At 65.6% G+C, this 21,539-nt stretch carries 16 protein-coding genes and 2 tRNA genes; 8 read left to right on the forward strand and 10 right to left on the reverse strand.

From position 1 onward, the window contains the following. The 8 genes from JQK15_RS06200 to gpmA form a co-directional block, all read right to left on the reverse strand. Positions 1 to 435 carry a DUF3035 domain-containing protein gene (locus tag JQK15_RS06200; protein WP_004212371.1) on the reverse strand — a complete coding sequence of 145 codons (435 nt, stop codon included), beginning with the start codon at positions 433 to 435 and terminating at the stop codon, positions 1 to 3. Beyond that, positions 435 to 947: a signal peptidase II gene (gene lspA / locus JQK15_RS06205; RefSeq protein WP_214864242.1), complete on the reverse strand. Its 513-nt coding sequence runs from the start codon at positions 945 to 947 to the stop codon at positions 435 to 437. The genes JQK15_RS06200 and lspA overlap by 1 nt, the downstream gene beginning before the upstream one ends. Further along, positions 944 to 3,847, reverse strand: coding sequence for an isoleucine--tRNA ligase (gene ileS / locus JQK15_RS06210; RefSeq protein ID WP_214864244.1), 2,904 nt, complete (start codon positions 3,845 to 3,847; stop codon positions 944 to 946). Before ileS ends, lspA begins: the two co-directional genes overlap by 4 nt. A gap of 151 nt (positions 3,848 to 3,998) precedes the next feature. After that, a complete protein-coding gene (locus JQK15_RS06215) occupies positions 3,999 to 4,925 on the reverse strand; it encodes a bifunctional riboflavin kinase/FAD synthetase (protein ID WP_214864246.1) in 927 nt (308 codons plus the stop codon). A 188-nt stretch (positions 4,926 to 5,113) separates the two neighbouring features. Next, the gene (locus JQK15_RS06220; protein ID WP_214864248.1) at positions 5,114 to 5,605 is read right to left on the reverse strand and encodes a dihydrofolate reductase; all 492 of its coding nucleotides are present in this window, start codon (positions 5,603 to 5,605) and stop codon (positions 5,114 to 5,116) included. A gap of 124 nt (positions 5,606 to 5,729) precedes the next feature. Further along, on the reverse strand, positions 5,730 to 6,800 hold the full coding sequence (locus JQK15_RS06225) for a 5-(carboxyamino)imidazole ribonucleotide synthase (protein WP_159366387.1): 1,071 nt from the start codon (positions 6,798 to 6,800) through the stop codon (positions 5,730 to 5,732). 8 nt (positions 6,801 to 6,808) lie between these two features. Continuing rightward, on the reverse strand, positions 6,809 to 7,297 hold the full coding sequence (purE, locus tag JQK15_RS06230) for a 5-(carboxyamino)imidazole ribonucleotide mutase (RefSeq protein WP_010339039.1): 489 nt from the start codon (positions 7,295 to 7,297) through the stop codon (positions 6,809 to 6,811). Between the two features lie 234 nt (positions 7,298 to 7,531). Further along, positions 7,532 to 8,218 (reverse strand): 2,3-diphosphoglycerate-dependent phosphoglycerate mutase, encoded by a 687-nt coding sequence (gpmA, locus tag JQK15_RS06235; RefSeq protein WP_017499252.1) that lies wholly within the window; start codon positions 8,216 to 8,218, stop codon positions 7,532 to 7,534. 154 nt (positions 8,219 to 8,372) lie between these two features. Between gpmA and sppA the strand changes: the two genes are divergently transcribed. Beyond that, entirely contained in the window at positions 8,373 to 10,256 is a 1,884-nt protein-coding gene (gene sppA, locus JQK15_RS06240) for a signal peptide peptidase SppA (protein ID WP_214864251.1), read from the forward strand. A gap of 10 nt (positions 10,257 to 10,266) precedes the next feature. Here sppA and mutL read toward each other — a convergent pair whose 3' ends face one another. Next, positions 10,267 to 12,081, reverse strand: coding sequence for a DNA mismatch repair endonuclease MutL (gene mutL / locus JQK15_RS06245; protein ID WP_214864253.1), 1,815 nt, complete (start codon positions 12,079 to 12,081; stop codon positions 10,267 to 10,269). Between the two features lie 134 nt (positions 12,082 to 12,215). Between mutL and JQK15_RS06250 the strand changes: the two genes are divergently transcribed. The 7 genes from JQK15_RS06250 (at position 12,216) to JQK15_RS06280 (ending at position 18,264) form a co-directional block, all read left to right on the forward strand. Next, positions 12,216 to 13,262 (forward strand): rod shape-determining protein, encoded by a 1,047-nt coding sequence (locus JQK15_RS06250; RefSeq protein ID WP_004212359.1) that lies wholly within the window; start codon positions 12,216 to 12,218, stop codon positions 13,260 to 13,262. Between the two features lie 17 nt (positions 13,263 to 13,279). Then, positions 13,280 to 14,200, forward strand: coding sequence for a rod shape-determining protein MreC (gene mreC, locus JQK15_RS06255; protein WP_004212358.1), 921 nt, complete (start codon positions 13,280 to 13,282; stop codon positions 14,198 to 14,200). After that, entirely contained in the window at positions 14,197 to 14,724 is a 528-nt protein-coding gene (gene mreD, locus JQK15_RS06260) for a rod shape-determining protein MreD (RefSeq protein WP_017499256.1), read from the forward strand. The genes mreC and mreD overlap by 4 nt, the downstream gene beginning before the upstream one ends. After that, positions 14,721 to 16,820 carry a penicillin-binding protein 2 gene (mrdA, locus tag JQK15_RS06265; protein ID WP_214864255.1) on the forward strand — a complete coding sequence of 700 codons (2,100 nt, stop codon included), beginning with the start codon at positions 14,721 to 14,723 and terminating at the stop codon, positions 16,818 to 16,820. Before mreD ends, mrdA begins: the two co-directional genes overlap by 4 nt. After that, positions 16,820 to 17,932 (forward strand): rod shape-determining protein RodA, encoded by a 1,113-nt coding sequence (rodA, locus tag JQK15_RS06270; protein WP_017499258.1) that lies wholly within the window; start codon positions 16,820 to 16,822, stop codon positions 17,930 to 17,932. The genes mrdA and rodA overlap by 1 nt, the downstream gene beginning before the upstream one ends. Positions 17,933 to 18,053: 121 nt before the next feature. Next, a tRNA-Lys gene (locus tag JQK15_RS06275) sits at positions 18,054 to 18,129 on the forward strand. Between the two features lie 59 nt (positions 18,130 to 18,188). After that, positions 18,189 to 18,264 (forward strand) — tRNA-Lys (locus JQK15_RS06280). A gap of 176 nt (positions 18,265 to 18,440) precedes the next feature. On the opposite strand, the gene JQK15_RS06285 is transcribed toward JQK15_RS06280, so the two are convergent. Next, positions 18,441 to 21,446: a TonB-dependent receptor domain-containing protein gene (locus tag JQK15_RS06285; protein ID WP_214864257.1), complete on the reverse strand. Its 3,006-nt coding sequence runs from the start codon at positions 21,444 to 21,446 to the stop codon at positions 18,441 to 18,443. Positions 21,447 to 21,539: the final 93 nt, after the last annotated feature.

Here is a 21,539-nt window from a genome sequence, read left to right on the forward strand (position 1 = left end):
TTATTGCTGCGGCGGGGTCGTCTGCGTGCCGGTGGCGGCGCGGGCGTCCTGGCCGTCGCCTTCCGGCGCAGCGATGATGTCGCGGGTGGTGGCGCCCTTGTCGACCACTTCGGTACCCGGATCACCCGCCTGCGAGCGGATGCCGGCGGCGGCCGTGCCACGGCCGGCCGAGTTCAGCGCCGCGCTTTCCGATGCGCTGCGCGGGGCCGGACCGCCGAACAGCGCTTCCTGTGCGGCGCGGCTCGAATCGACCGTGGCAGCAGCCGGGGTGCCCGGCGCGGGCGGGACCAGCGCGAAATCGGGCGGCACGACCAGCGGCGCCTGGCGCGTCACAGCGAACTCGTCGGGACGGCCACGATTGAGCAGGCCGTTACCACCGCCGCCGCACGCCGACAGGGTTGCAACAAGGCCGGCGGCGAGGATCAGTTTACGCATTACTTCAGGGTCTCCGTCTTTGCGCCCTTCTCGCGCAGCAGCAGCGCCCGCGCAAGCAGGATCAGCACGCCGAACGTGATGGCCGCGTCGGCCAGGTTGAAAATCAGGAACGGCCGCCATTCGCCGAAATGCAGGTCGGCATAGTCGACGACATAGCCCAGCCGCATCCGGTCAACGATATTGCCGATTGCGCCGCCCAGCACCAGGCCGAGCGCCGCGATGTCCGACCGCGCCTTTTCGCGCCACATCCACACGCCCACGAAGCCGGCGATCAACATGGTCATGCCGACCAGCATCCAGCGCATCGTATCATTGTCAGCATGGAAGAAGCCCATCGAGACGCCGCGATTTTCCAGCCAGCGCAGGCGGAAGAAGGGCAGTATCTCGATCCCCGCATCCGCCCGGCTCTGCAGCGCGAGCGGATAGGTGACGGTATATTTGACCAGTTGGTCGAGCGCGAGGGTGACGATCGCGACCGTCAGCCCCAGCGGGCGATGGTTGATGGCACTCATGCCTTCAACACCTCATCACAGCGATTGCACAGCGTGCCATCTTCCTCGACCTCGGGCAGCAGGCGCCAGCAGCGGCCGCATTTGTGCCACTCGCTGGGCTTGACGATGATGCCGTCGCCCACGCCCATCTCGATCCGGGCGACGATGGCGATTTCGGCGAAGTTCACACCGTCGCTGGGCAGCATTTCGCCCATGGTGACATCGGCCTCCAGGCTGGAGCGGATCACCTTCTCGCGGCGGAAGGGTTCGATCGCCTCGTTCACCTGCTCGCGCTGGTCGCGCAGCTCCGCCCACTTGTCGTTCAGATGCTGGTTGATCCAGCGATGGTCGACCTCCGGCCATTCCAGGAAATGGACGCTATCCTCGTCACTTGGGAAGCGGCTCTGCCATACTTCCTCAGCGGTGAAGGGGATGATCGGCGCGACATAGCGGACCAGCGCATGGAACAAAGTGTCGAGCAAGGTGCGATAGGCGCGACGCTTGGGATCCGACTTCGCATCGCAATAGAGGCAGTCCTTGCGGATGTCGAAGAAGAAGGCGCTGAGGTCGCTGTTCGCAAAGTCGAAGATGGCGCGGGTATAACGGCTGAATTCCAGCCAATTCTCGCTCTTCGCCGCCTTGTCGACCACCGCGCGCAGTTCCGCGTCGAGCTGGGCCAGGCGGTGGAGCATGTAGCGCTCCAGCTCCGGCATCTCGGCGTAGGACACGGCCTCACTCTCATCATAATCGGACAGGGCGCCGAGCATGTAGCGGAAGGTGTTGCGCAGCTTGCGATAGGCGTCGGACGAACCGGCCAGCACTTCCTTGCCGATGCGGACGTCATCGAAATAGTCGGTGCTTGCGACCCAGACGCGCAGGATGTCGGCGCCGCTTTCGGCCATGATCTTGAGCGGATCGACGACATTGCCAAGGCTCTTGGACATTTTCTTGCCCGAGCCGTCGAGCGCGAAGCCATGGGTCAGCACCGCCTTGTAGGGGGCCTGGCCACGGGTGCCGCAGCTTTCCAGCAGCGACGACTGGAACCAGCCGCGATGCTGGTCGGAGCCTTCGATATAGAGGTCGGCGCGCGTGCCTTCACCATAGCGGCCCTCGACCACGAAACTGTGGGTCGAGCCGCTGTCGAACCAGACGTCGAGAATGTCGTTCACGACCTCATAGTCATTGAGGTCATAATCGGGGCCGAGCAGCGCCTGATGATCGGCGCCGAACCAGGCATCCGCACCGGCGCCCCTGAACGCCTCGATGATGCGGGCATTGACTGCTTTATCAACGAGATAGTCGCCAGTCTTGCGATGAACATAGAGCGCGATCGGCACGCCCCAGGCGCGCTGGCGGCTGATCACCCAGTCGGGGCGCCCTTCCACCATCGAACGGATGCGGTTGGTCGAACGCTCAGGCACCCAGCGCGTATGCTCGATCGCGTCGAGCGCGATCTCGCGCAGGGTCGGGCCGTTGCCGGTGACGATCGGGGTCGGCATCACGCCGCCATCGACATCGGCCACCACGCCTTCCTGCGGCTTGTCCATCGGGATGAACCATTGCGGGGTGCAGCGGAAGATGATCTTAGCCTTGGAGCGCCAGCTATGCGGATAGCTGTGCTTGAAATCGTCCGATGCGGCGAGCAGCGCACCCGCTTCGCGCAGATCGGTGCAGATCGGGCCATCCTTGCCGACGAATTTGGGGTTGATGACACTCCCCTGCCCGCCCAGCCACAGCCAGTCGGCGCGATATTTGCCATCGCCCTCGACCGCGAAGACGGGGTTCAGGCCGTTCGCCTTGCACAGCGCGAAGTCGTCCTCGCCATGGTCGGGCGCCATATGGACAAGGCCGGTGCCCGCATCGGTCGTGACGAAATCGCCCGCGAGGAACGGGCGCGGCTTGGCGAAGAAGCCGCCGAGCGCGTGCATCGGGTGACGCGCGACGGCGCCGGCGAGGTCCGAGCCTTTGCCAGCCCAAAGGGGTGCGAACATATCGTCCGGCACAAAGGCAGTTTTGCCACGGAAGTCGTCGAAAAGTGCTGCGGCGATGACAACCGTGCCTTCCCAGACCGTTTCTAGATTTTCGGGCGATGCCGGTTGGGTGACATCTACGAGACGCTGCTGCCGCCCCTTGTGCGCAACATACTCAACCTCCGGCCCATAGGCCAAAGCCTGGTTGACCGGGATCGTCCAGGGCGTGGTGGTCCAGATCACCGCATGGGCGCCGACCAGTTCCGGCGCGTTCGGCGCTTCGACAATCTCGAACGCCACGTCGATCTGGGTCGAGGTGATGTCCTCATATTCCACTTCCGCCTCGGCCAGCGCGGTCTTTTCGACCGGGGACCACATGACGGGCTTGGCGCCGCGATAGAGCTGACCGCTTTCCGCGAACTTCAGCAACTCGCCGACGATCGTCGCTTCCGCGTCGAACTTCATGGTCAGATAGGGATCGGCCCAGTCGCCCATCACACCCAGGCGCTTGAACTGCTCCTTCTGCACGTCCACCCACTTGTCGGCATAGGCGCGGCACTGGGCGCGGAACTCGGACGCGGGCACCTCGTCCTTGTTCAGCTTCTTCTTGCGATATTCCTCCTCGATCTTCCATTCGATCGGAAGGCCGTGGCAGTCCCAGCCGGGCACGTAAGGCGCGTCCTTGCCGAGCAGCGACTGGCTGCGGACGATGATGTCCTTGAGCACCTTGTTCATTGCATGGCCCATATGGATGTCGCCATTGGCGTAGGGCGGGCCATCATGCAGGATGAAGCGTTCGCGGCCGGCGCGCTTCTCGCGCAGCTTGCCGTAAAGGTCCATCGCCGCCCAGCGCGCGGCAATCGCCGGTTCCTTCTGCGCGAGGCCGGCCTTCATCGGAAAGTCGGTGACGGGAAGGAAGACGGTGGATTTGTAATCGGGCTGGTCGGTCATCGAATGTCCGTGCAAGTTTATGAATCCGTTCGCCCTGAGCGAAGTCGAAGGGCCGGCCCGAGGGAAGCGAGGGCTCTAACCGGGCCTCGGCTCCGCTCGGCCGCGTGTCTCGACTTCGCTCGACACGAACGGGAAAAGTGGAAGCGTCGCCCTACGCGAGGTAAGGCGTTCCCGCAAGGATTTGCCGTGCGTCGTCGCAGTCGCGTGCGATCTGCGCGATCAGCGGGTCGAGGCCGTCATATTTCGCCTCCGGCCGGAGATAGTGGATCAACTGCACCTCGATGCTCTGGTCATAGAGGCTTTCGGCGAAATCGAAGAAATGCGGTTCCAGCAGCAGCTTGGGCGGATCGAAGGTCGGGCGGATGCCCAGATTGGCGGCGCCGTCCAGCACCCGGCCATCGGCCAGCAGCCCGCGCACCGCATAGATGCCGAAGGCCGGGCGCAAATAGGGGCCAAGGTCGATATTGGCGGTCGGGAAGCCGATGGTGCGGCCCAGCTTGTCGCCATGCTGGACCATGCCCTGGATCGTGAAGGGACGCGTCAGCAGACGGGTGGCGGTGGCGCAATCACCGGCCTGCAATGCGGCGCGGATGCGGCTGGAGCTGATCACTCCCTCCGCGTCCGTGACCGGCGCGACCGCCTCGGCCGGCAGGCCCAGTTCGGCGAAGCTGGCGATCGTGCCGCTGCGGCCCTTGCCGAAGGTGAAATCCTCGCCGGTAACGACGGCGGCGACGCCCAGTTGCTCCACCAGCAGGCGGACATAGCCGGCCGGGTCGAGCGCGGCGAGTTCGCGGGTGAAGTCGAACACCAGCATCGCGTCGGCCCCGGCGGCGGCGAACAGCGCCTGGCGCTGGTCCAGCGTGGTCAGGCGGAACGGCGGTGTATCGGGCTGGAACAGGCGCATGGGATGCGGATCGAAAGTGGCGACGATCGCCGGCCGTCCTTCCGCCCGCGCACGCGCGATCGCGCGGCCGACCACCGCCTGATGGCCGGCATGAAAGCCGTCGAAATTGCCAAGCGCCATGACGCCGCCGCGCAGATGCGCAGGGATCGGGGCATTGCTGGTAAGCCGCTCCATGGCCGGGGCTATAGGGTGACACACAGGGCGTGGCAATGGATCACCACCTCCCGTTCGGGCTGAGCGAAGTCGAAGCCTTGCACTGAGCGGAGCGAAGTGCACCTCAACGCCAAACTTAACTGGAGGGGGGCGTCTCGCTGCGCTCGACGGGCCCCTTCGACTTCGCTCAGGGCGAACGGAAGGAAAGTTTATGGCTTCCGCCCGAACGTCACGAAGCTGTAGGCCGGGCGCCCGTCCAGCGCGGGATGATCCGCGCGCGCCGTCTCGCGCCAGTCCGCCGGATCGGGATAGCCGATATGGGTGTCGCCTTCGGCGTCGACATGCACCTCGGTCAGTTCGATCCGGTCGGCCCGATCGAGGAACAGCCGATAGATTTCCGCGCCGCCGATCACCATCAGCACCGGCGCGTCGGCCAGCGCGATCGCCGCGTCGACATCATGGGCGACCTCCGCCCCCTCGCCCATCCATTCCAGATCGCGGGTCAGCACGATATGGCGACGGCCGGGCAGCAGGCCAGGCAGGCTGTCGAACGTCTTGCGCCCCATCAGCATCGGATGGCCGGCGGTCAGCGCCTTGAAATGCCTGAGGTCAGCCGGCAGCCGCCAGGGTAGGTCGCCATCCCGGCCAATCACCCCATTGTCGGCGCGGGCCAGGATCAGGACGATGTCGGGTCGGCTCATCCGTCAACACTCCCGTCATTCCCGCGAAGGCGGGAATCCACCTCACAAGCTTGCGAATAAACATGGCTTAGGAGATGGATCCCCGCCTTCGCGGGGATGACGGCGAAAAGAAAGCAAGCGGCCTTCACAGGCTGAGCCGCGTCACATGCCCCATCTTGCGGCCCGGACGCGCCTCATGCTTGCCATAGAGGTGGAGATGATTTTCCGGGTCGGACAGGATTGCCAGCCATTCCGCCGCATCATCGCCGATCAGGTTGCGCATCTCGACCCGCTGGGCGGCCAGGCCAGTATCGCCAAGCGGCAGACCGCAGATCGCACGGACATGGTTCTCGAACTGGCTGGTGAGCGCACCCTCGGTCGTCCAGTGGCCGCTATTATGGACACGCGGCGCCATTTCGTTGAACACCGGGCCGTCGGCGCTGGCAAAGAATTCCAGCGTCAGCACGCCGACATAGTCGAGCGCGTCGGCGACCTGCTTGGCCAGCGCGCGGGCGGCGGGCAACTGCCCCTCGATCAGCGAGCCGGCCGGCACGGTCGACGTGGCGAGGATGCCGTCGACATGGACGTTGGCGGCCGAATCCCAGAAGCGCACCGCGCCGTCGGCGCCGCGCACCAGGATCACCGAATATTCCTGATCGAAGGTCACGAAGCCTTCGAGGATCGCCGGCTGGCGCTGAATCGCGTTCCAGGCGCCGACCGCGTCGCCCGGCTCGTTGATCCGGGCCTGACCCTTGCCGTCATAGCCCATGCGGTTGGTCTTGAGGATCGCGCGACTGCCGATCGTCTCGATCGCGGTTTCCAGATCGTCCAGGCTGTCGACCGGCGCGAACGGCGCGGTCAGGCCGCCCAGATCGGCGACGAAGCGCTTTTCGGCCAGACGATCCTGCGCGACGCGCAGCGCACCGGCGCCGGGGCGGACAAGCCCATGACTTGCCAGCACCTCGACCGCCGACGGATCGATATTCTCGAACTCATAGGTGACGACGTCCACGCCCTCGGCAAAGGCGGCGAGCGCGGCGGCATCCTCATAGGCGCCCTGGGTCCAGCTCGGCGAGACATCGGCGGCCGGGCCGCTCGTTTCGGGCGCGTAGATATGGGTGCGATAGCCAAGCTGGGCCGCGGCCATGGCGATCATCCGGCCGAGCTGGCCGCCGCCAAGGATGCCGATGGTGGCGCCGGGGGCAATGGTCGTCATGATCGGGATCAGTCCTCGACGGTTTCGGCGACGGCGTCGGTCTGGCGCGCGCGCCAGGCGTCCAGCCGCTGCGCCAGCGCATCGTCATGCGTCGCCAGGATCGACGCGGCGAGCAGGCCCGCATTGATCGCGCCGGGCTTGCCGATGGCCAGCGTGCCGACCGGGATGCCGCCGGGCATCTGGACGATGGAGAGCAGCGAATCCATGCCCTTCAATGCCTTGGACTCCACCGGCACGCCCAGCACCGGCAGGCGGGTCATCGACGCGGCCATGCCGGGCAGATGGGCGGCACCACCGGCACCGGCGATGATGACCTTGAGGCCGCGGCCAGCGGCGCTGGTGGCATAATCATAGAGGCGTTGCGGGGTGCGATGGGCGGACACGACCTTGCACTCATGGGCGACGCCCAGCGCTTCCAGCGTCTCGGCGGCATGACGCATCGTCTCCCAGTCGGAGCGCGAGCCCATGATGATGCCGACTTCCACTGCCCCGCTCATAAATCGCTTCCCCTGATGGGGCGGCCCACCGGCCTGCCCGGAAAGCAAAGCCCCTTAGCGGCCGGGCCGCCAAGGGGCAATGCTATTCCTCCCCTTCTGGGGAGGTGGCAGGCCAAAGGCCTGACGGAGGGGCAGGTGCCGTCTGACACAAGGGAAGAAGAGGAGCGCAAGAGGGCGCGTGCCCCTCCACCACGCCGCTTCGCGGCGCGGTCCCCCTCCCCGTTCCGGGGAGGATCAGCGTTCCGACAGATAATAGCGATCGGTCGCGGTCAGATCGTCGGCCAGCTCATAGACGATCGGCTGGCCGGTCGGGATTTCCAGCTCGGTGATCTCGTCGTCGGGGATGTTCGACAGATGCTTGACCAGCGCGCGCAGCGAATTGCCATGGGCGGAGATGACGACGCGCTTGCCGGCCTTCAGGTCGGGCGCAATGACCGATTCCCAATAGGGCAGCACGCGGGCGATCGTATCCTTCAGGCTTTCGGTCGACGGGATGGCGATGCCGTCATAGCGGCGGTCCTTCGACAGGTCGAACTCGCTGCCCGCTTCCAGCACCGGCGGCGGAACGTCGAAGCTTCGGCGCCAGATCTTCACCTGCGCATCGCCATGCTTGGCCGCGGTCTCGGCCTTGTTGAGGCCGGTCAGGCCGCCATAATGACGTTCGTTCAGGCGCCAGTCCTTCTCGACCGGCAGCCACAGCCGCCCCATTTCCTCCAGCACCAGGTTCAACGTCTTGATCGCGCGGCTCTGGACCGAGGTATAGCATTGGTCGAAATCCAGCCCCTTTTCCTTGAGCAGGCGACCGGCGGCGCGCGCCTCTTCCACGCCCTTTTCGGTTACGTCGACATCCCACCAGCCGGTGAAGCGGTTTTCCAGGTTCCAGGTCGACTGACCATGGCGGATGAGGACGAGCGTGGGCATCGGGCGTGTCTCCTGCACGATAAGGGCGAAAGATGCGCCTGCCATAGCGGGCAAAATTATGCGCGCAAGCTTGTCGCGGGTCAGGACAAGCCCACATTGCAGTCAAACCGGCGATGCGATAGCTCGGGACGACCAACGGAAAAGGAACGGCGATTTGGCATTTGTGAAGGGCGCGTGGCGCATCCTGGTCGCGATCAAGGACGGACTGGTGCTCCTGTTCCTCCTGCTCTTCTTCGGGCTGCTCTATGCCGCCCTGTCCTTCTCGCCCAAGCCGGCCAAGCCGATCGGCAGCGGCGCGCTGTTGCTGGACCTGGACGGCAGCATCGTCGAACAGCCGACCGAGGTCAGCGCCACCGCCATCCTGTCGGGCTCGGGCGACCAGGCGAAGGAATATCGCCTGTCCGACATATTGACCGCGCTCGACGCCGCCCGCACCGACGACAAGGTAAAGGCGGTGGTCCTCGACCTCGACGATTTCACCGGCGGCGGCCAGGTCGCCATCGCCCGCGTCGGCAAGGCGCTGGACGCGGTGCGGGCCGCCAAGAAGCCGGTCTTTGCCTTCGCCACCCTCTATAGCGACGACAGTTACCAGCTCGCAGCCCATGCCAGCGAAGCCTGGGTCGACCCGATGGGCGGCGTCGCCATCGCCGGGCGCGGCGGATCGGGCCTCTATTACAAGGGACTGATCGACAAGCTGGGCGTCAACACCCATGTCTATCGCGTCGGCACCTACAAAAGCTTCGTCGAACCCTATATCCGCGCCGACCAGTCGCCGGCCGCCAAGCAGGCCAATCAGGAACTGGCCGGCGCACTGTGGCAGAACTGGCAGGATGACGTGACCAAGGCACGCCCCAAGGCCAAGGTCGCGGCCTATGCCGCCGACCCGGCCGCCGCCGCCAGTGCTGCCGGCGGTGACATGGCCAAGGCTGCGCTGACCGCCGGGCTGGTCGATCATCTGGGCGATCAGGAAGCCTTTGAAGAGCGCGTCGCCAAGGTTGCAGGCGATCCGTCCGACAAGGACGAGACCGATTATGCCGCGATCGACTATGCCGCCTATGTGAAGGCCAGGAAGCCCGCCAATGACGGGCAGGTCGGCGTGCTGACCGTGGCCGGCGACATTGTCGATGGCGAGGCCGGCCCCGGCACCGCGGCGGGCGACACGATTTCCGACTTGCTGTTGAAGGCACTGGACGAGAAGGACTTGAAGGCCCTGGTCGTGCGCGTCGATTCGCCGGGCGGATCGGTGCAGGCGTCGGAAAAAATCCGCCGCGCCATCATGGAGGCCAAGTCCGGCGGCCTGCCGATCGTCGTGTCGATGGGCAATGTCGCGGCGAGCGGCGGCTATTGGGTCTCGACCCCGGCCGACATCGTCTTTGCCGAACCCGACACCATCACCGGATCGATCGGCGTGTTCGGCATCATTCCGAGCTTCGAGGGCACGCTGGCCAAGATGGGCATCACCACCGACGGCGTGCGCACCACGCCTTTGTCGGGCCAGCCCGACATTGCCGGCGGCACCACGCCGCAATTCGACCAGATCATGCAGATGGGGGTCGAGGATATCTATCGCCGGTTCGTCGGCCTGGTCGCGCAGGCCCGGCACAAGACGCCGGCGCAGATCGACACCATCGCCCAGGGCCGCGTCTGGGACGGCGGCACCGCCCGCCAGATCGGCCTCATTGACCGGTTCGGCGACCTCAACGACGCGATCGCCGAGGCGGCCCGCCGCGCCAAGATCGATCCGGCCAAGGCCAAGCCCTACTGGATCGAGAAGCAGCCGGACAAGTTCGCCGAGTTCGTCCAGTCGATCGCCGATCGTGAGAAGGATGATGCGGGCGCCCCGCGTGACCTGATCGGCCGCGAGGCGAAGCTGCAGCAGCGCTGGGCGCTGCAGGCCGTCGCCGATGTGCGCGGGCTGGTGAGCGGTGCGGGCGTGCGCGCCGACTGCCTGGAATGCCGCGGCTATGGCGCGCCCAGGCCCGCAAGCCAGGCGGATGCGCGCGGATGGCTGGCGTTACTGGGGACAGCCTGGCACTGACGCCAGGCCGTCACTTCCGCCCGAACAGCTTCTCGATATCGCCATGGCCGAGCTTCACCCAGGTGGGCCGGCCATGGTTGCATTGGCCCGAGCGCGGGGTCACCTCCATTTCGCGCAGCAAGGCGTTCATTTCCGCGACGCTGAGGATACGGCCGGCACGGACCGAGCCGTGGCAAGCCATGGTTGCGGCGACCAGATCGAGCCGCTCCTTGAGCGACAAGGCGCTGTCATAGGCGGCAAGATCATCGGCTAGGTCGGAGACCAGCCCCTGCACATCCCCCTGCCCCAGCATCGCCGGGGTTGCCCGCACCAGCATGGCGGAGGGACCGAAGCGCTCCAGCTCCAGGCCGAATTCCTTGAGTTCGGCAACCCGCGCCTCCAGCCGGTCGCAAGCCGGCTCGTCCAGTTCGACCACCTGGGGCAGCAGCAGCGCCTGCGATGCCACGCCCTGCCCCTCCATCGCCCGGCGCATCCGTTCCAGCGTCAATCGCTCATGCGCGGCATGCTGGTCGACGATGACCAGACCATCCTCGGCCTCGGCGACGATATAGGTGCGCGCGACCTGGCCGCGCGCGACGCCCAGCGGGAAGCTGTGCCCTTCGGGTGCCGGCGCGGCGGCGGGTTCCGCGCGCGCCTGGGGCGGCGGGGTCAGGAAATTCGGCCGCCGATCCCCTACCCCCTGATAGCCGACGGGCGAGGATGGCGCGAACTGACTGTAGCTGGGCGGCGCATAGGGCGTGGCCGCCGCCTCGAAGATCGGCATGGCACCGATCGGCGTGGGCGACAGCGGTTCGGGCCGCCAGGCGTTGAGCGCGGCGGGATCGGCATGCTGCACGGCGCGAAAGCCCTCCGCGTCGAGCGCGCGGCGCAGGCCCGAGACGATCATGCCGCGAATCAGCGCCGGGTCGCGGAAGCGCACTTCGGTCTTGGCCGGGTGAACGTTGACGTCCACCTCCAGCGGCGGGACGTCGAGGAACAGGGCGACGACCGGATGGCGATCGCGCGCCAGCATGTCGGCATAGGCACCGCGCAGCGCGCCGATCAGCAGCCGGTCGCGGACCGGGCGGCCATTGACGAACAGATATTGATGATCGCCCACGCCGCGATTGTAGGTCGGCAGCGAGGCGACGCCGGAAAGCTGCACCCCGTCCCGCTCCAGACTGACGATCACATGATTGTCGGCAAGCTGCCGGTCGGTGAGCGCGGCGACCCGCTCTTCCCGTGCCTCGCCCGCCTGCACGCCCAGCACCCGGCGGCCATCATGCTCGACCGAGAAGGCGACCGACGGATGGGCCATGGCCAGGCGACGCATGACGTCGAGGCAGGCAGCATATTCCGACTTGCCCGAGCGCAGGAATTTGCGCCGCGCGGGCACCCTGGCGAAGAGCTGGTCGACGGTGACGCGGGTGCCCGGCGGCAGTGCGGCCGGCCCTTCGGCCACCAGCACGCCATTGTCGACGGTGCGGTTCCAGCCGTCGGCGCCACGCGGCCGGCTGTCGATCGAGAGGCGCGCGACCGAGGCGATCGATGGCAGCGCCTCGCCCCGGAAACCGAGCGTCGCGACATTCTCGATCGCGTCGTCGGGCATCTTGGAGGTGGCATGGCGCTCCAGTGCCAGGGCCATGTCCTGCGAATCCATGCCACAGCCGTCATCGCTGACCTCGATCCGGTCGAGCCCGCCGCTCGACAGGCGCACGGCGATGCGCGTCGCGCCGGCATCCAGCGCGTTTTCGACGATTTCCTTGAGCGCGCTGGCGGGTCTTTCGACCACTTCGCCTGCGGCAATGCGATTGACCAGATGTTCGGGCAGACGGCGTATTGACATTGATTAGTGACTAGCCCAAGCGAGCGCTTTCCGCGAGCCGCGACCCCAAAAATATTCCAGCATAGATTTGGGCGGGACGGAGCGCGGACACGAACACTGCCGTCCCGGCGCAACCGGGCGAAACAGGATGAAGCATGTCGATCTTCTCGCGCCTCTTCAAATTTTCCTCCCAGGACATGGCCATCGACCTGGGTACCGCCAACACCGTGGTCTATGTCCGTGGCCGCGGCATCGTCCTCAATGAACCTTCCGTGGTCGCGGTCGAGACGCTGAACGGCGTCAAACGCGTCAAGGCGGTCGGCGACGATGCCAAGCTGATGATGGGCAAGACCCCGGATTCGATCGAGGCGATCCGCCCGCTGCGCGACGGCGTCATCGCCGACATCGACGTGGCCGAGCAGATGATCAAGCACTTCATCAACAAGGTGCATGGCGGCAAGCACAGCCCCTGGCGCGCGCCCGAGATCGTGATCTGCGTGCCGTCGGGCTCGACCAGCGTCGAGCGCCGCGCCATCCGCGACGCCGCCAGCAATGCCGGCGCCAGCCAGGTGTTCCTGATCGAGGAACCGATGGCCGCCGCAATCGGCGCCGACATGCCGGTGACCGAACCGATCGGCTCGATGGTCGTCGACATTGGCGGTGGCACCACCGAAGTCGCCGTGCTGTCGCTGCGCGGCCTCGCCTACACCACCTCGGTCCGCGTCGGCGGCGACAAGATGGACGAGGCGATCGTCAGCTTCGTGCGTCGCCACCATAATCTGCTGATCGGCGAAGCCACTGCCGAGCGCATCAAGAAGCAGTTCGGCGTCGCCCAGCCGCCCGAAGACGGCGTCGGCGAGACGATCCACATCAAGGGTCGCGACCTCGTCAACGGCGTACCCAAGGAAATCAGCATCAACCAGGGCCAGATCGCCGACGCACTGGCCGAGCCGATCAGCACGATCGTCGAAGGCGTGCGCATCGCCCTGGAAAACACCGCGCCCGAACTGGCGGCCGACATTGTCGATCAGGGCATCGTCCTGACCGGCGGCGGCGCGCTGCTCAAGGGGCTGGACGATGAACTGCGCGACGAGACCGGCCTGCCGGTCACCATCGCGGAAGATCCGCTGACCTGCGTCGCGATCGGCACCGGCCGCGCGATGGAGGATCCGATCTTCCGGGGCGTGTTGCAGACTGCCTGATCCGGGGGACATAGACGATGGCGCGGCCACCCAGCCGACGCCCCGGTCATAACCGGAAGGCGCAATATAGCCTCTTCGCCAGCTATGTGGTGGCAATGGCCGGGGCAGCGATCGCGCTGCTCCTGATCGTTGTCGCCATCTTCGATCCGACCGGCTTTGCCGCGATCCGGACAGGGACGGCGGAAATCACCCGCCCCCTGTCCACCGGCATGAAGCGGACGGTGAGCGGCGTCAGCTCGATCGACGAGGTTCTGGCCGCCTATTGGCGCGCCGGTTCCCAGAATGTCGGCCTGCGCCGTCAGGTCGAGGCCGATCGCAACCGGATCATCGAGGCAAAGGGCATCGCGCAGGAAAATGCGCGGCTCAAGAAGCTGTTGAAGCTGGTCGATGTCGACAGCAGCGCGCTGCTGTCGGCGCGCCTCATCAGTTCGTCCGCCAGCAGCGCGCGTCGCTTCGCCCGGCTCAATGCCGGCAGCTGGCAGGGCGTGCGTCCGGGCATGCCGGTCCGCGCGGCCGAAGGGCTGATCGGCCGCGTCCATACCACCACGCCCAACACCGCCGAGGTGCTGCTGCTGACCGACACGAGCAATATCGTGCCGGTGCGCCGCGCCAACGACAATGTCCCCGCCATTTCCACCGGCGGCGGCGACGGATCGTTGGAGATCCGCGCGCTGGCGGCCGGTCGCAACCCGTTCAAGCCGGGCGATCTGCTGGTGACGTCGGGCATTGGCGGCATCTTCCAGCCCAATATCCCGGTCGCCGTGGTCGTCCGCGTCCAGGGCGAGATCGCCTATGGCGTGCCGCTCGCCAACCCGACCAAGGTCGATGCCGTGGTCGTGGAGCGCGCCTTCGAGCAGATCGTGACCCGCCCCGATCCGGGCGTGGCCGCGACCAGCGACCCCAATGGCCTGGCCGCCGGGAACGCCGCGACGCCATGATCGATCGCAATCTGCCGCCGGTTCCCCGCCTGGGCCGCCATCCGTCGCGCTGGCGCCTGGCGGGAACGCCGGTGGTGACCGTGATGCTGGGGTCGATGCTGACGATCCTGCCCGTCATCGCCCAGTCGCCGGCGATGCCGCCCTTCGGCCTGCTGGTCCTGCTGGCTTGGCGGCTGCTGCGCCCGGAATTGTGGCGCGCCTGGGTCGGCCTGCCGCTCGGCCTGTTCGACGACATGATGAGCGGCCAGCCGATCGGCTCGGCCATGTTCCTGTGGACCGTGATGCTGATCGGGATCGACGCGATCGAGCATCGGCTCGTCTGGCGCAGCTATCGTCAGGACTGGTTAATCGCGACCATGGCGATTATCTTCTGCCTCGCCGGCGGCGTCTTCTTCGCGCGGATTACCGGCGGAGGTCCTGTGAAACTGTTGCTGGTCGCGCCCCAAATGCTCTGGACGATATTGCTCTTTCCCTTCGTCGTCCGGCAATGCGCCCGGATCGACCGCTGGCGCGTGATGGCATGAAATTCCCGACGCCCAAGCGCAAGATCGTCACCGAAGCCACCCAGAGTTTCACCTTCAGCCGCCGGGCCATGGTGGTCGGCGGGCTGCAGGGCGCGATCGGCGCGCTGCTGGTCGGCCGCATGGGCTGGATCAGCATTGCCGAGAACGAGAAATATCAGCTCCTGTCGGAAAGCAATCGCGTCAACCTGACGCTGATCCCGCCCCGGCGCGGCTGGATCGTTGATCGCAACGGCCGTCCGCTGGCCAATAACCGCACCGATTTCCGCGTCGACCTGATCCCGCAGCGGATCGTCGATGCCGAGGCGACGGTCGGCCATCTGGCGCAACTCCTCTCGCTCCAGCCCGACGATGTCGAGCGGATCAAGGAGGAACTGGACAAGTCGGCCGGCTTCCGCCCGGTCCAGGTCGCCGACAAGCTGACCTATGACCAGTTCGCCGCCGTCTCCGTCCGCCTGACCGACCTGCCGGGCGTCGCGCCGAGCCAGGGCTTTTCGCGCCATTATCCGGCCGGTGCCACGGTCGGCCATCTGCTCGGCTATGTCGGCGCGGCGACCGCGGAAGACTATAAGAAGCGCAAGGATCCGCTGCTCATCACGCCGGGCTTCAAGGTCGGCAAGGACGGGCTGGAGCGCGCCTATGACGAGCATCTGACCGGCAAGCCCGGCGCCAAGCGGGTGGAAGTCACCGCGCGCGGCAAGATCGTGCGGGAACTCACCACCCGCCCGGACACGCCCGGCAATCCGATCAAGCTGACGATCGACGCGGGCCTGCAGGAATATGCCGGCCGGCGCCTCGCCACCCAGAGCGGCGCGGTGGTGGTGATTGACTGCCACAATGGCGACGTGCTGGCCTGCGCGTCGATGCCCAGCTTCGACCCCAACAGCTTTTCCGACGGCATCAGCCATCTGGAATGGGAAATGCTGTCGAAGGACGACCATGTCCCGCTGCGCAACAAGGTGCTGCAGGGCCTCTATCCACCCGGATCGACGGTCAAGCCGATGGTGGCACTGGCATTGCTGGAGGCGGGCGTATCGCCGGCCGAGACGGTCAGTTGCGGCGGCGCGATCCGCGTCGGCAACACATTGTTTCACTGCCACAAGAAGCGCGGCCACGGTCCGCTCAACATGCGCGGCGCGATCGCCCAGAGCTGCGACATCTATTTCTACCAGATGGCCCAGCGGATCGGCATGGACCGCATCGCCAGCATGGCCCGGCGCGTCGGCATGGGCCAGCGCTTCGACCTGCCCTTCCCCAGCCAGAGCTATGGCACGGTCCCGGACCCGGCGTGGAAGCTCAAGAAATATAACCAGAAATGGCAGGTGTACGACACCGTCAATGCGACCATCGGTCAGGGCTATATGCTGATCAATCCGCTGCAGATGGCGGTGATGGCAGCGCGGCTGGCGACCGGACGGCAATTGATGCCCAATTTCCTGCATGGTGCGGCCCGGCCCGAACCGGCACTGGTCGGCGTGCCCGAGGAGCATCTGGTGACGATCCGCGACGCGATGAGCGCGGTGGTCAATGGCGGCGGCACCGGCGGCGCGGCACGCATGAGCATCCCCGATGTGCTGATCGCCGGCAAGACCGGCACTGCGCAGGTGCGTCGCATCACCATGGCGGAGCGCGCCGGCGGCGTGCGCGGCAATGCCGGCCTGCCCTTCAAGCTGCGCGACCACGCCCTGTTCCAGGGCTTCGCGCCGTTCGACAATCCTCGCTATGCCATCGCCTGCATCATCGAACATGGTGGCCACACCATCCGCAATGAGGATGCGCCGATGATCGCCAGCGACACCATGTCCTATCTGTTCGATCCGCAGAAGGCGATGGAGAAGCTGGTCACGCTGGAAAAGGGCTGGGGCGGCACCCCGGCCGAACGCCAGGCCCGGCAGATGGCCGCTTTCCGCCTGGCCAAGGCGATCGAGAAGGGACAGGCGCCGCCGCCGGCGGCCGCCGCCAATGGCAGCGAGGCGGCCAATGCGACCGCGCCGACCGCCAGCACGCCGGCCGCCAGCCCGCCATCACCGGCCCCGTCATCGGCTGAGCCCGATGATGGCGACGACCTGCCCGCGCCCCCCGGCCCTGGAACCCCGTAATGAGCATCATACCCCAGTCCGTCACCGAATTTCCCTGGCGCGTGCTGGGCCTGCTTGCCGCCATCGCCCTGTTCGGGACGCTGGTGCTATACAGCGCAGCGGGTGGCAGCATCACCCCCTGGGCAATCAACCAGGGGGTGCGCTTCGTCATCTTCGCCGTCATGGCGCTGGTGCTGAGCCGCATCCCGCTGGAGCTGTTCGCCCGTTTTGCCTTCCCTGCTTATGGCGCGGTGCTGGTTTCGCTGGTGCTTGTGGAACTGATCGGTGGCGTTGCCGGTGGCAGCCAGCGCTGGATCAACCTGGGCTTCATGCAGCTGCAACCGTCGGAATTCATGAAGCCGATCATCGTGCTGGCGGTCGCCCGCTTCTATGCGATGCTGCCAGTGGGGGAAATCCGCCGCTGGAACGCCATCTGGCCCGCGTTGGTGCTGATCGGCGTTCCCTGGGCGCTGGTGCTGGTACAGCCGGATCTGGGCACTGCGACGATGATCCTGGCGGGCGGCATCACCGTCATGTTTCTGGCCGGCCTGCCGCTGCGCCTGTTCATCGGCTCCGGCCTCACCGTCGCCGCGATCATCCCGATCGCCTTCAGCTTCCTGCATGACTATCAGAAGAAGCGCGTCTTGATCTTCATGGACCCGGAAAGCGATCCGCTGGGCGCGGGCTATCATATCAGCCAGTCGAAGATCGCGATCGGCTCCGGCGGCATCTGGGGCAAGGGCTTCCTCCAGGGCACGCAAAGCCATCTCCAATATCTGCCCGAAGGCCATACCGACTTCGTCTTCGCCACCATGGCGGAGGAATGGGGCATGGCCGGTGGCGTGTTCCTGATCGGCGCCTTCATGCTGCTGTTCCGCTGGGGCATCCGCGTGTCGCTGCGCACGCCCGACAAGTTCGCGCGCCTGGTCGCGGCAGGCCTCACCACCACCATCTTCTTCTACATGGCGATCAACCTGATGATGGTCATGGGCCTTGCGCCCGTGGTCGGCATCCCCCTGCCCTTCATGTCCTATGGCGGTTCGTCGATGCTGACCGTCATGCTGTGCGTGGGCATCATCATGTCGATCGACCGCTCGACCAAGCGCACCACGCGCATCGGCAACTGGGCCTGAACAGGCCTCTCGCGAAAAAATTGTGCGATAACGCAATTTACTGTTTGCAGAATCAAATGTGCCTGCTAACAGCCCGCCCACACCGAAGCGATCAGCCACCAAGACTGACCGACAACGGGATGGACGCATAGCTCAGTTGGTAGAGCAGCTGACTCTTAATCAGCGGGTCCTTGGTTCGAGCCCAAGTGCGTCCACCAAATCCTGCATCGGCCTGATGCAGGTTCGATCCCCCAGCGGATCGCTTATAGGCCAGTGTGGACGCATAGCTCAGTTGGTAGAGCAGCTGACTCTTAATCAGCGGGTCCTTGGTTCGAGCCCAAGTGCGTCCACCACCCCTTCCCATCTCCAGATTTGATAGCCAAGCGCAGATCCGCCATTGGGCGCTTTTGCGGCTATTTCGCGCCGGCTTCTCAAAGTTGGCTGCTCACCCCATCGGCACGAAAAAAGCCGCTGAAAACCGGATGATCCGGCCCCCAGCGGCTTGCCCCGAATGGCTCTTCGGCTTTTATCAGAATTTGAAGCGGACGCCCGCCGTGAAGGCCCGGCCGATAAAGTCGTAGACCGCGATATTGGTGGGCAGATTCACCCCCGGCACGGTGCCCGGAATGATCGGCGGCTGCTTGTCGAACAGGTTGTTGACGTTGGCGAACAGCTCGAAATTGCCATTCCCCTGGGGCACGGTGAAGCGCATGGCCAGGTCGGTATACCAGACCGCCTTCACCTTATCATCGACGAACTCGATCGGCACCGGCCCACCGGGAATATCCAGCCGCATCTTGTGAATATATTGTTCGGACAGGGTGATGCCGAACGGCCCGTTGCTGTAATCGATCGAGAAATTGCCGCGCCATCGCGGGAAGCCGGCCGGGTTGCTGCCGACCACGCTGACGCCCGCATAATGGGCGATCGGCGCGCCCGCATATTGCTGGGCATCGAACTTGTCGAGATAGTTCATGTAGAGGCGCAGGCTGAGCGCCCCGTCGCCCAGCGCCGTGCGATAGCTGGCGTCGAAATCGATGCCGGCGGTCTTCAGAAAGGCGATGTTGGCCGGCACGATATGCACCAGCGAGGGCAGGCTGGTCGGCGTCGCCCGATCGATCAGGCCGCATTCGGCCACGCCCGATCCGCCCGCATTATAGCAGTTGGTGATAATCTGCTGCGACGAAAGCGTGTCGATCAGGCCCGTGACCTTGATCTTGTAATAGTCGACCGACAGCGAGAAGCCGGGGAAGAAGGACGGCGTCAGCACGCCACCGATCGTCAGCGTCTTGGCCTTTTCCGGCTTCAGATTGGCGTTGCCGCTGGTGACCGTGTTCACATTCTGGTTGAGGCCGCTGCCATAGCTGCCATCGGCCGTCTGCAGATCATTGACGATGCCGATGCCGCTCTGCGCCCCCGAATAGAGTTCGAACAGGTTGGGCGCACGGATGTCGCGCGACAGGGTGGCACGCAGCAGCAGGTCATCGACCGGCTTCCAGGTTGCGCCGACCTTCCAGGTCTCGACCGTACCCGACGTCGAATAGTCGGTGATGCGGCCCGCGCCGTTGATGCTCAGTTCCCGGAAGAAGGGCTTGTCCTTCAGGATTGGCACCGCCAGTTCGGCATAGGCTTCCTTGACGTTCAGGCTGCCATGGGCGGTGCCGACATTGGTCAGCCAGTAGAAGTTGGTGGTGGCCGGCACCCCGCGCAGGCCGGCGAAATAGGCGCTGCGCTCGGCCGCCGTGTCAAGCAGCGAGGGATCGGCATTGCTGGTGAGGTTCAGCGTCTGCTTGCGATATTCCGCGCCGACCGCGAAGTCGACCGGCCCGGCCGGCAGGTCGAACAGGCTGCCACTCAGGTTCACCGCAAAGCTGTCCTGACGGATGTTCGCGCGGTAGCGCGATGTGCCGGTGGCATAGGCATAGCCTTCGGGCGTCGACTTGGACGGATCGCCATGCAGCACGTCGATCGGCTTGCAGCCCGCATATTGGCTGGCATAGGTCGGATCGAGCAGCACGCGGCAGGTGATCTGGCCGGTGCTCGGATCGACCACCGCGTCGGCCGCCGCATAGAGCTTCTTGCTGTCATAGAGGCCGGAATTGGCCAGGATGTGCTTGGAGTCGCCATGCGAGTAGGTGGCGCTCCAGTCTAGCCCGCCCAGCTTGCCGGTGAAGCCGGCATTGACCATCCAGTAATCGGTGCGTTCCTTGGCGATGGCGGTCGGCTGGCCGGCATCATATTGGCCGACCGTGTAGCTGTCCGTCGCGGACGTCAGCGCCGAATTCAGCGCGGACGACAGATAGGGATTGCCCTTGTAGATGGTGACACCCTGCGACGCGGGAACCAGCGCATTCACCTGGGTCGAATATTCCAGGTCCGAGCGTGACCAGCTACCCTGGACGAAGGCGTTGATATCGTCGGTCAGATCATAGCTCAGACGACCGAACGCCTGATAGGTGGTCAGCGGGATGACCGCCGCGCCGGTGGTCGGGATCTGGTAACCGTCGCCACCCGACTGAAAGCCGGTCGTGCCGACCGCCGTGCCGGTATTGAACGGGCGCGTCGTGCCGTCATTATTGATGACCTGCCCGACATAGGGATTGCCCGCCACGCTGGAGGCGGTGATGCGGCCATTGGGCGCCAGCGCCGAAATCAGGATGTTCGACCCGATCGTATAGGGGTTGCGCGCGCCGCCCGGCGCGCAGACCGACGCCGGCTCGCTCGCCAGCTTGGTGCAACCCACGACGCTACCGACATAGCTATAGCCCTTGGTCGCATAGTCGCGATCGCTGCGCAGCATGCCTTCATTGTTGGAATATTCGCCGCTAAGCAGTATATGCCCGCGTCCGCCGGCAAAATCCTGGCCGACCGCCAGCCCCAGGCGCTGGTTGGCATTGTCGCCCTCGTCGGAAATCCCCGCCTGGGCGACACCCTTGATGCCGGTGAATTTCTTGTCGAGCACGAAGTTGACGACACCCGCGACCGCGTCAGAGCCCCATTGGGCCGAGGCGCCGCCGGTCACCACGTCGACCCGCTGCATCAGCAGCTGCGGCAGGACGTTGGTGTCGATCGTGCCGATATATTCGGTCGGCGACACGCGCATGCCGTCGAACAGGATCAGCGTGCGCAGCGGCCCCTTGGGATTGGCGCTGGGCGTGCCCAGGCCACGCAAGTTGAGCACATTGCCGTGGATCGGCGCGTTCGAGAAGTTCGACGCCGACTTGGACGGGCTAAGCGAATTGGAGAATTGCGGCAGCTTGTTGAGTGCGTCCGGAATGCTCGACGGCGTCGTGCGCGACAATTCCTCGGTCGTGGCGACCGTCACCGGCGTCGGCGCGGTATAGCCGTCGCGCACGATGCGCGAACCGGTAACGACGATGTCGGATGTACTGACCGGCGCGGCACCACCCTGTTCGGCGGCTTGCTCCGGTGCCGGTGCGGGCGGCGCCGCATCCTGCGCCAGCGCGCTGCCCGTCATCGCGACGATGCTGGCGCCGATCGCCAGCGACGACGCAAAAATCTTGTGCTTGGACATTGGTCTTTCCTCTCCCTGGACGCAATGTGTCGGCTCGTTGGCCCACACCTGTCATTATTATCCCGGTGTGCATTTTTATTTCTATCGCTCCAG

Origin of the sequence: Sphingobium sp. BHU LFT2, assembly GCF_018604485.1 — a bacterium.
Taxonomy (GTDB): domain Bacteria; phylum Pseudomonadota; class Alphaproteobacteria; order Sphingomonadales; family Sphingomonadaceae; genus Sphingobium; species Sphingobium yanoikuyae_A.

Coding starts and splice junctions, on each gene's coding strand:
- JQK15_RS06200 (WP_004212371.1), bottom strand. CDS start 435: ATGCGTAAACTGATCCTCGCCGCCGGCCTTGTTGCAACCCTGTCGGCG.
- lspA (WP_214864242.1), bottom strand. CDS start 947: ATGAGTGCCATCAACCATCGCCCGCTGGGGCTGACGGTCGCGATCGTC.
- ileS (WP_214864244.1), bottom strand. CDS start 3,847: ATGACCGACCAGCCCGATTACAAATCCACCGTCTTCCTTCCCGTCACC.
- JQK15_RS06215 (WP_214864246.1), bottom strand. CDS start 4,925: ATGGAGCGGCTTACCAGCAATGCCCCGATCCCTGCGCATCTGCGCGGC.
- JQK15_RS06220 (WP_214864248.1), bottom strand. CDS start 5,605: ATGAGCCGACCCGACATCGTCCTGATCCTGGCCCGCGCCGACAATGGG.
- JQK15_RS06225 (WP_159366387.1), bottom strand. CDS start 6,800: ATGACGACCATTGCCCCCGGCGCCACCATCGGCATCCTTGGCGGCGGC.
- purE (WP_010339039.1), bottom strand. CDS start 7,297: ATGAGCGGGGCAGTGGAAGTCGGCATCATCATGGGCTCGCGCTCCGAC.
- gpmA (WP_017499252.1), bottom strand. CDS start 8,218: ATGCCCACGCTCGTCCTCATCCGCCATGGTCAGTCGACCTGGAACCTG.
- mutL (WP_214864253.1), bottom strand. CDS start 12,081: ATGTCAATACGCCGTCTGCCCGAACATCTGGTCAATCGCATTGCCGCA.
- JQK15_RS06250 (WP_004212359.1), top strand. CDS start 12,216: ATGTCGATCTTCTCGCGCCTCTTCAAATTTTCCTCCCAGGACATGGCC.
- mreC (WP_004212358.1), top strand. CDS start 13,280: ATGGCGCGGCCACCCAGCCGACGCCCCGGTCATAACCGGAAGGCGCAA.
- mreD (WP_017499256.1), top strand. CDS start 14,197: ATGATCGATCGCAATCTGCCGCCGGTTCCCCGCCTGGGCCGCCATCCG.
- mrdA (WP_214864255.1), top strand. CDS start 14,721: ATGAAATTCCCGACGCCCAAGCGCAAGATCGTCACCGAAGCCACCCAG.
- rodA (WP_017499258.1), top strand. CDS start 16,820: ATGAGCATCATACCCCAGTCCGTCACCGAATTTCCCTGGCGCGTGCTG.
- JQK15_RS06285 (WP_214864257.1), bottom strand. CDS start 21,446: ATGTCCAAGCACAAGATTTTTGCGTCGTCGCTGGCGATCGGCGCCAGC.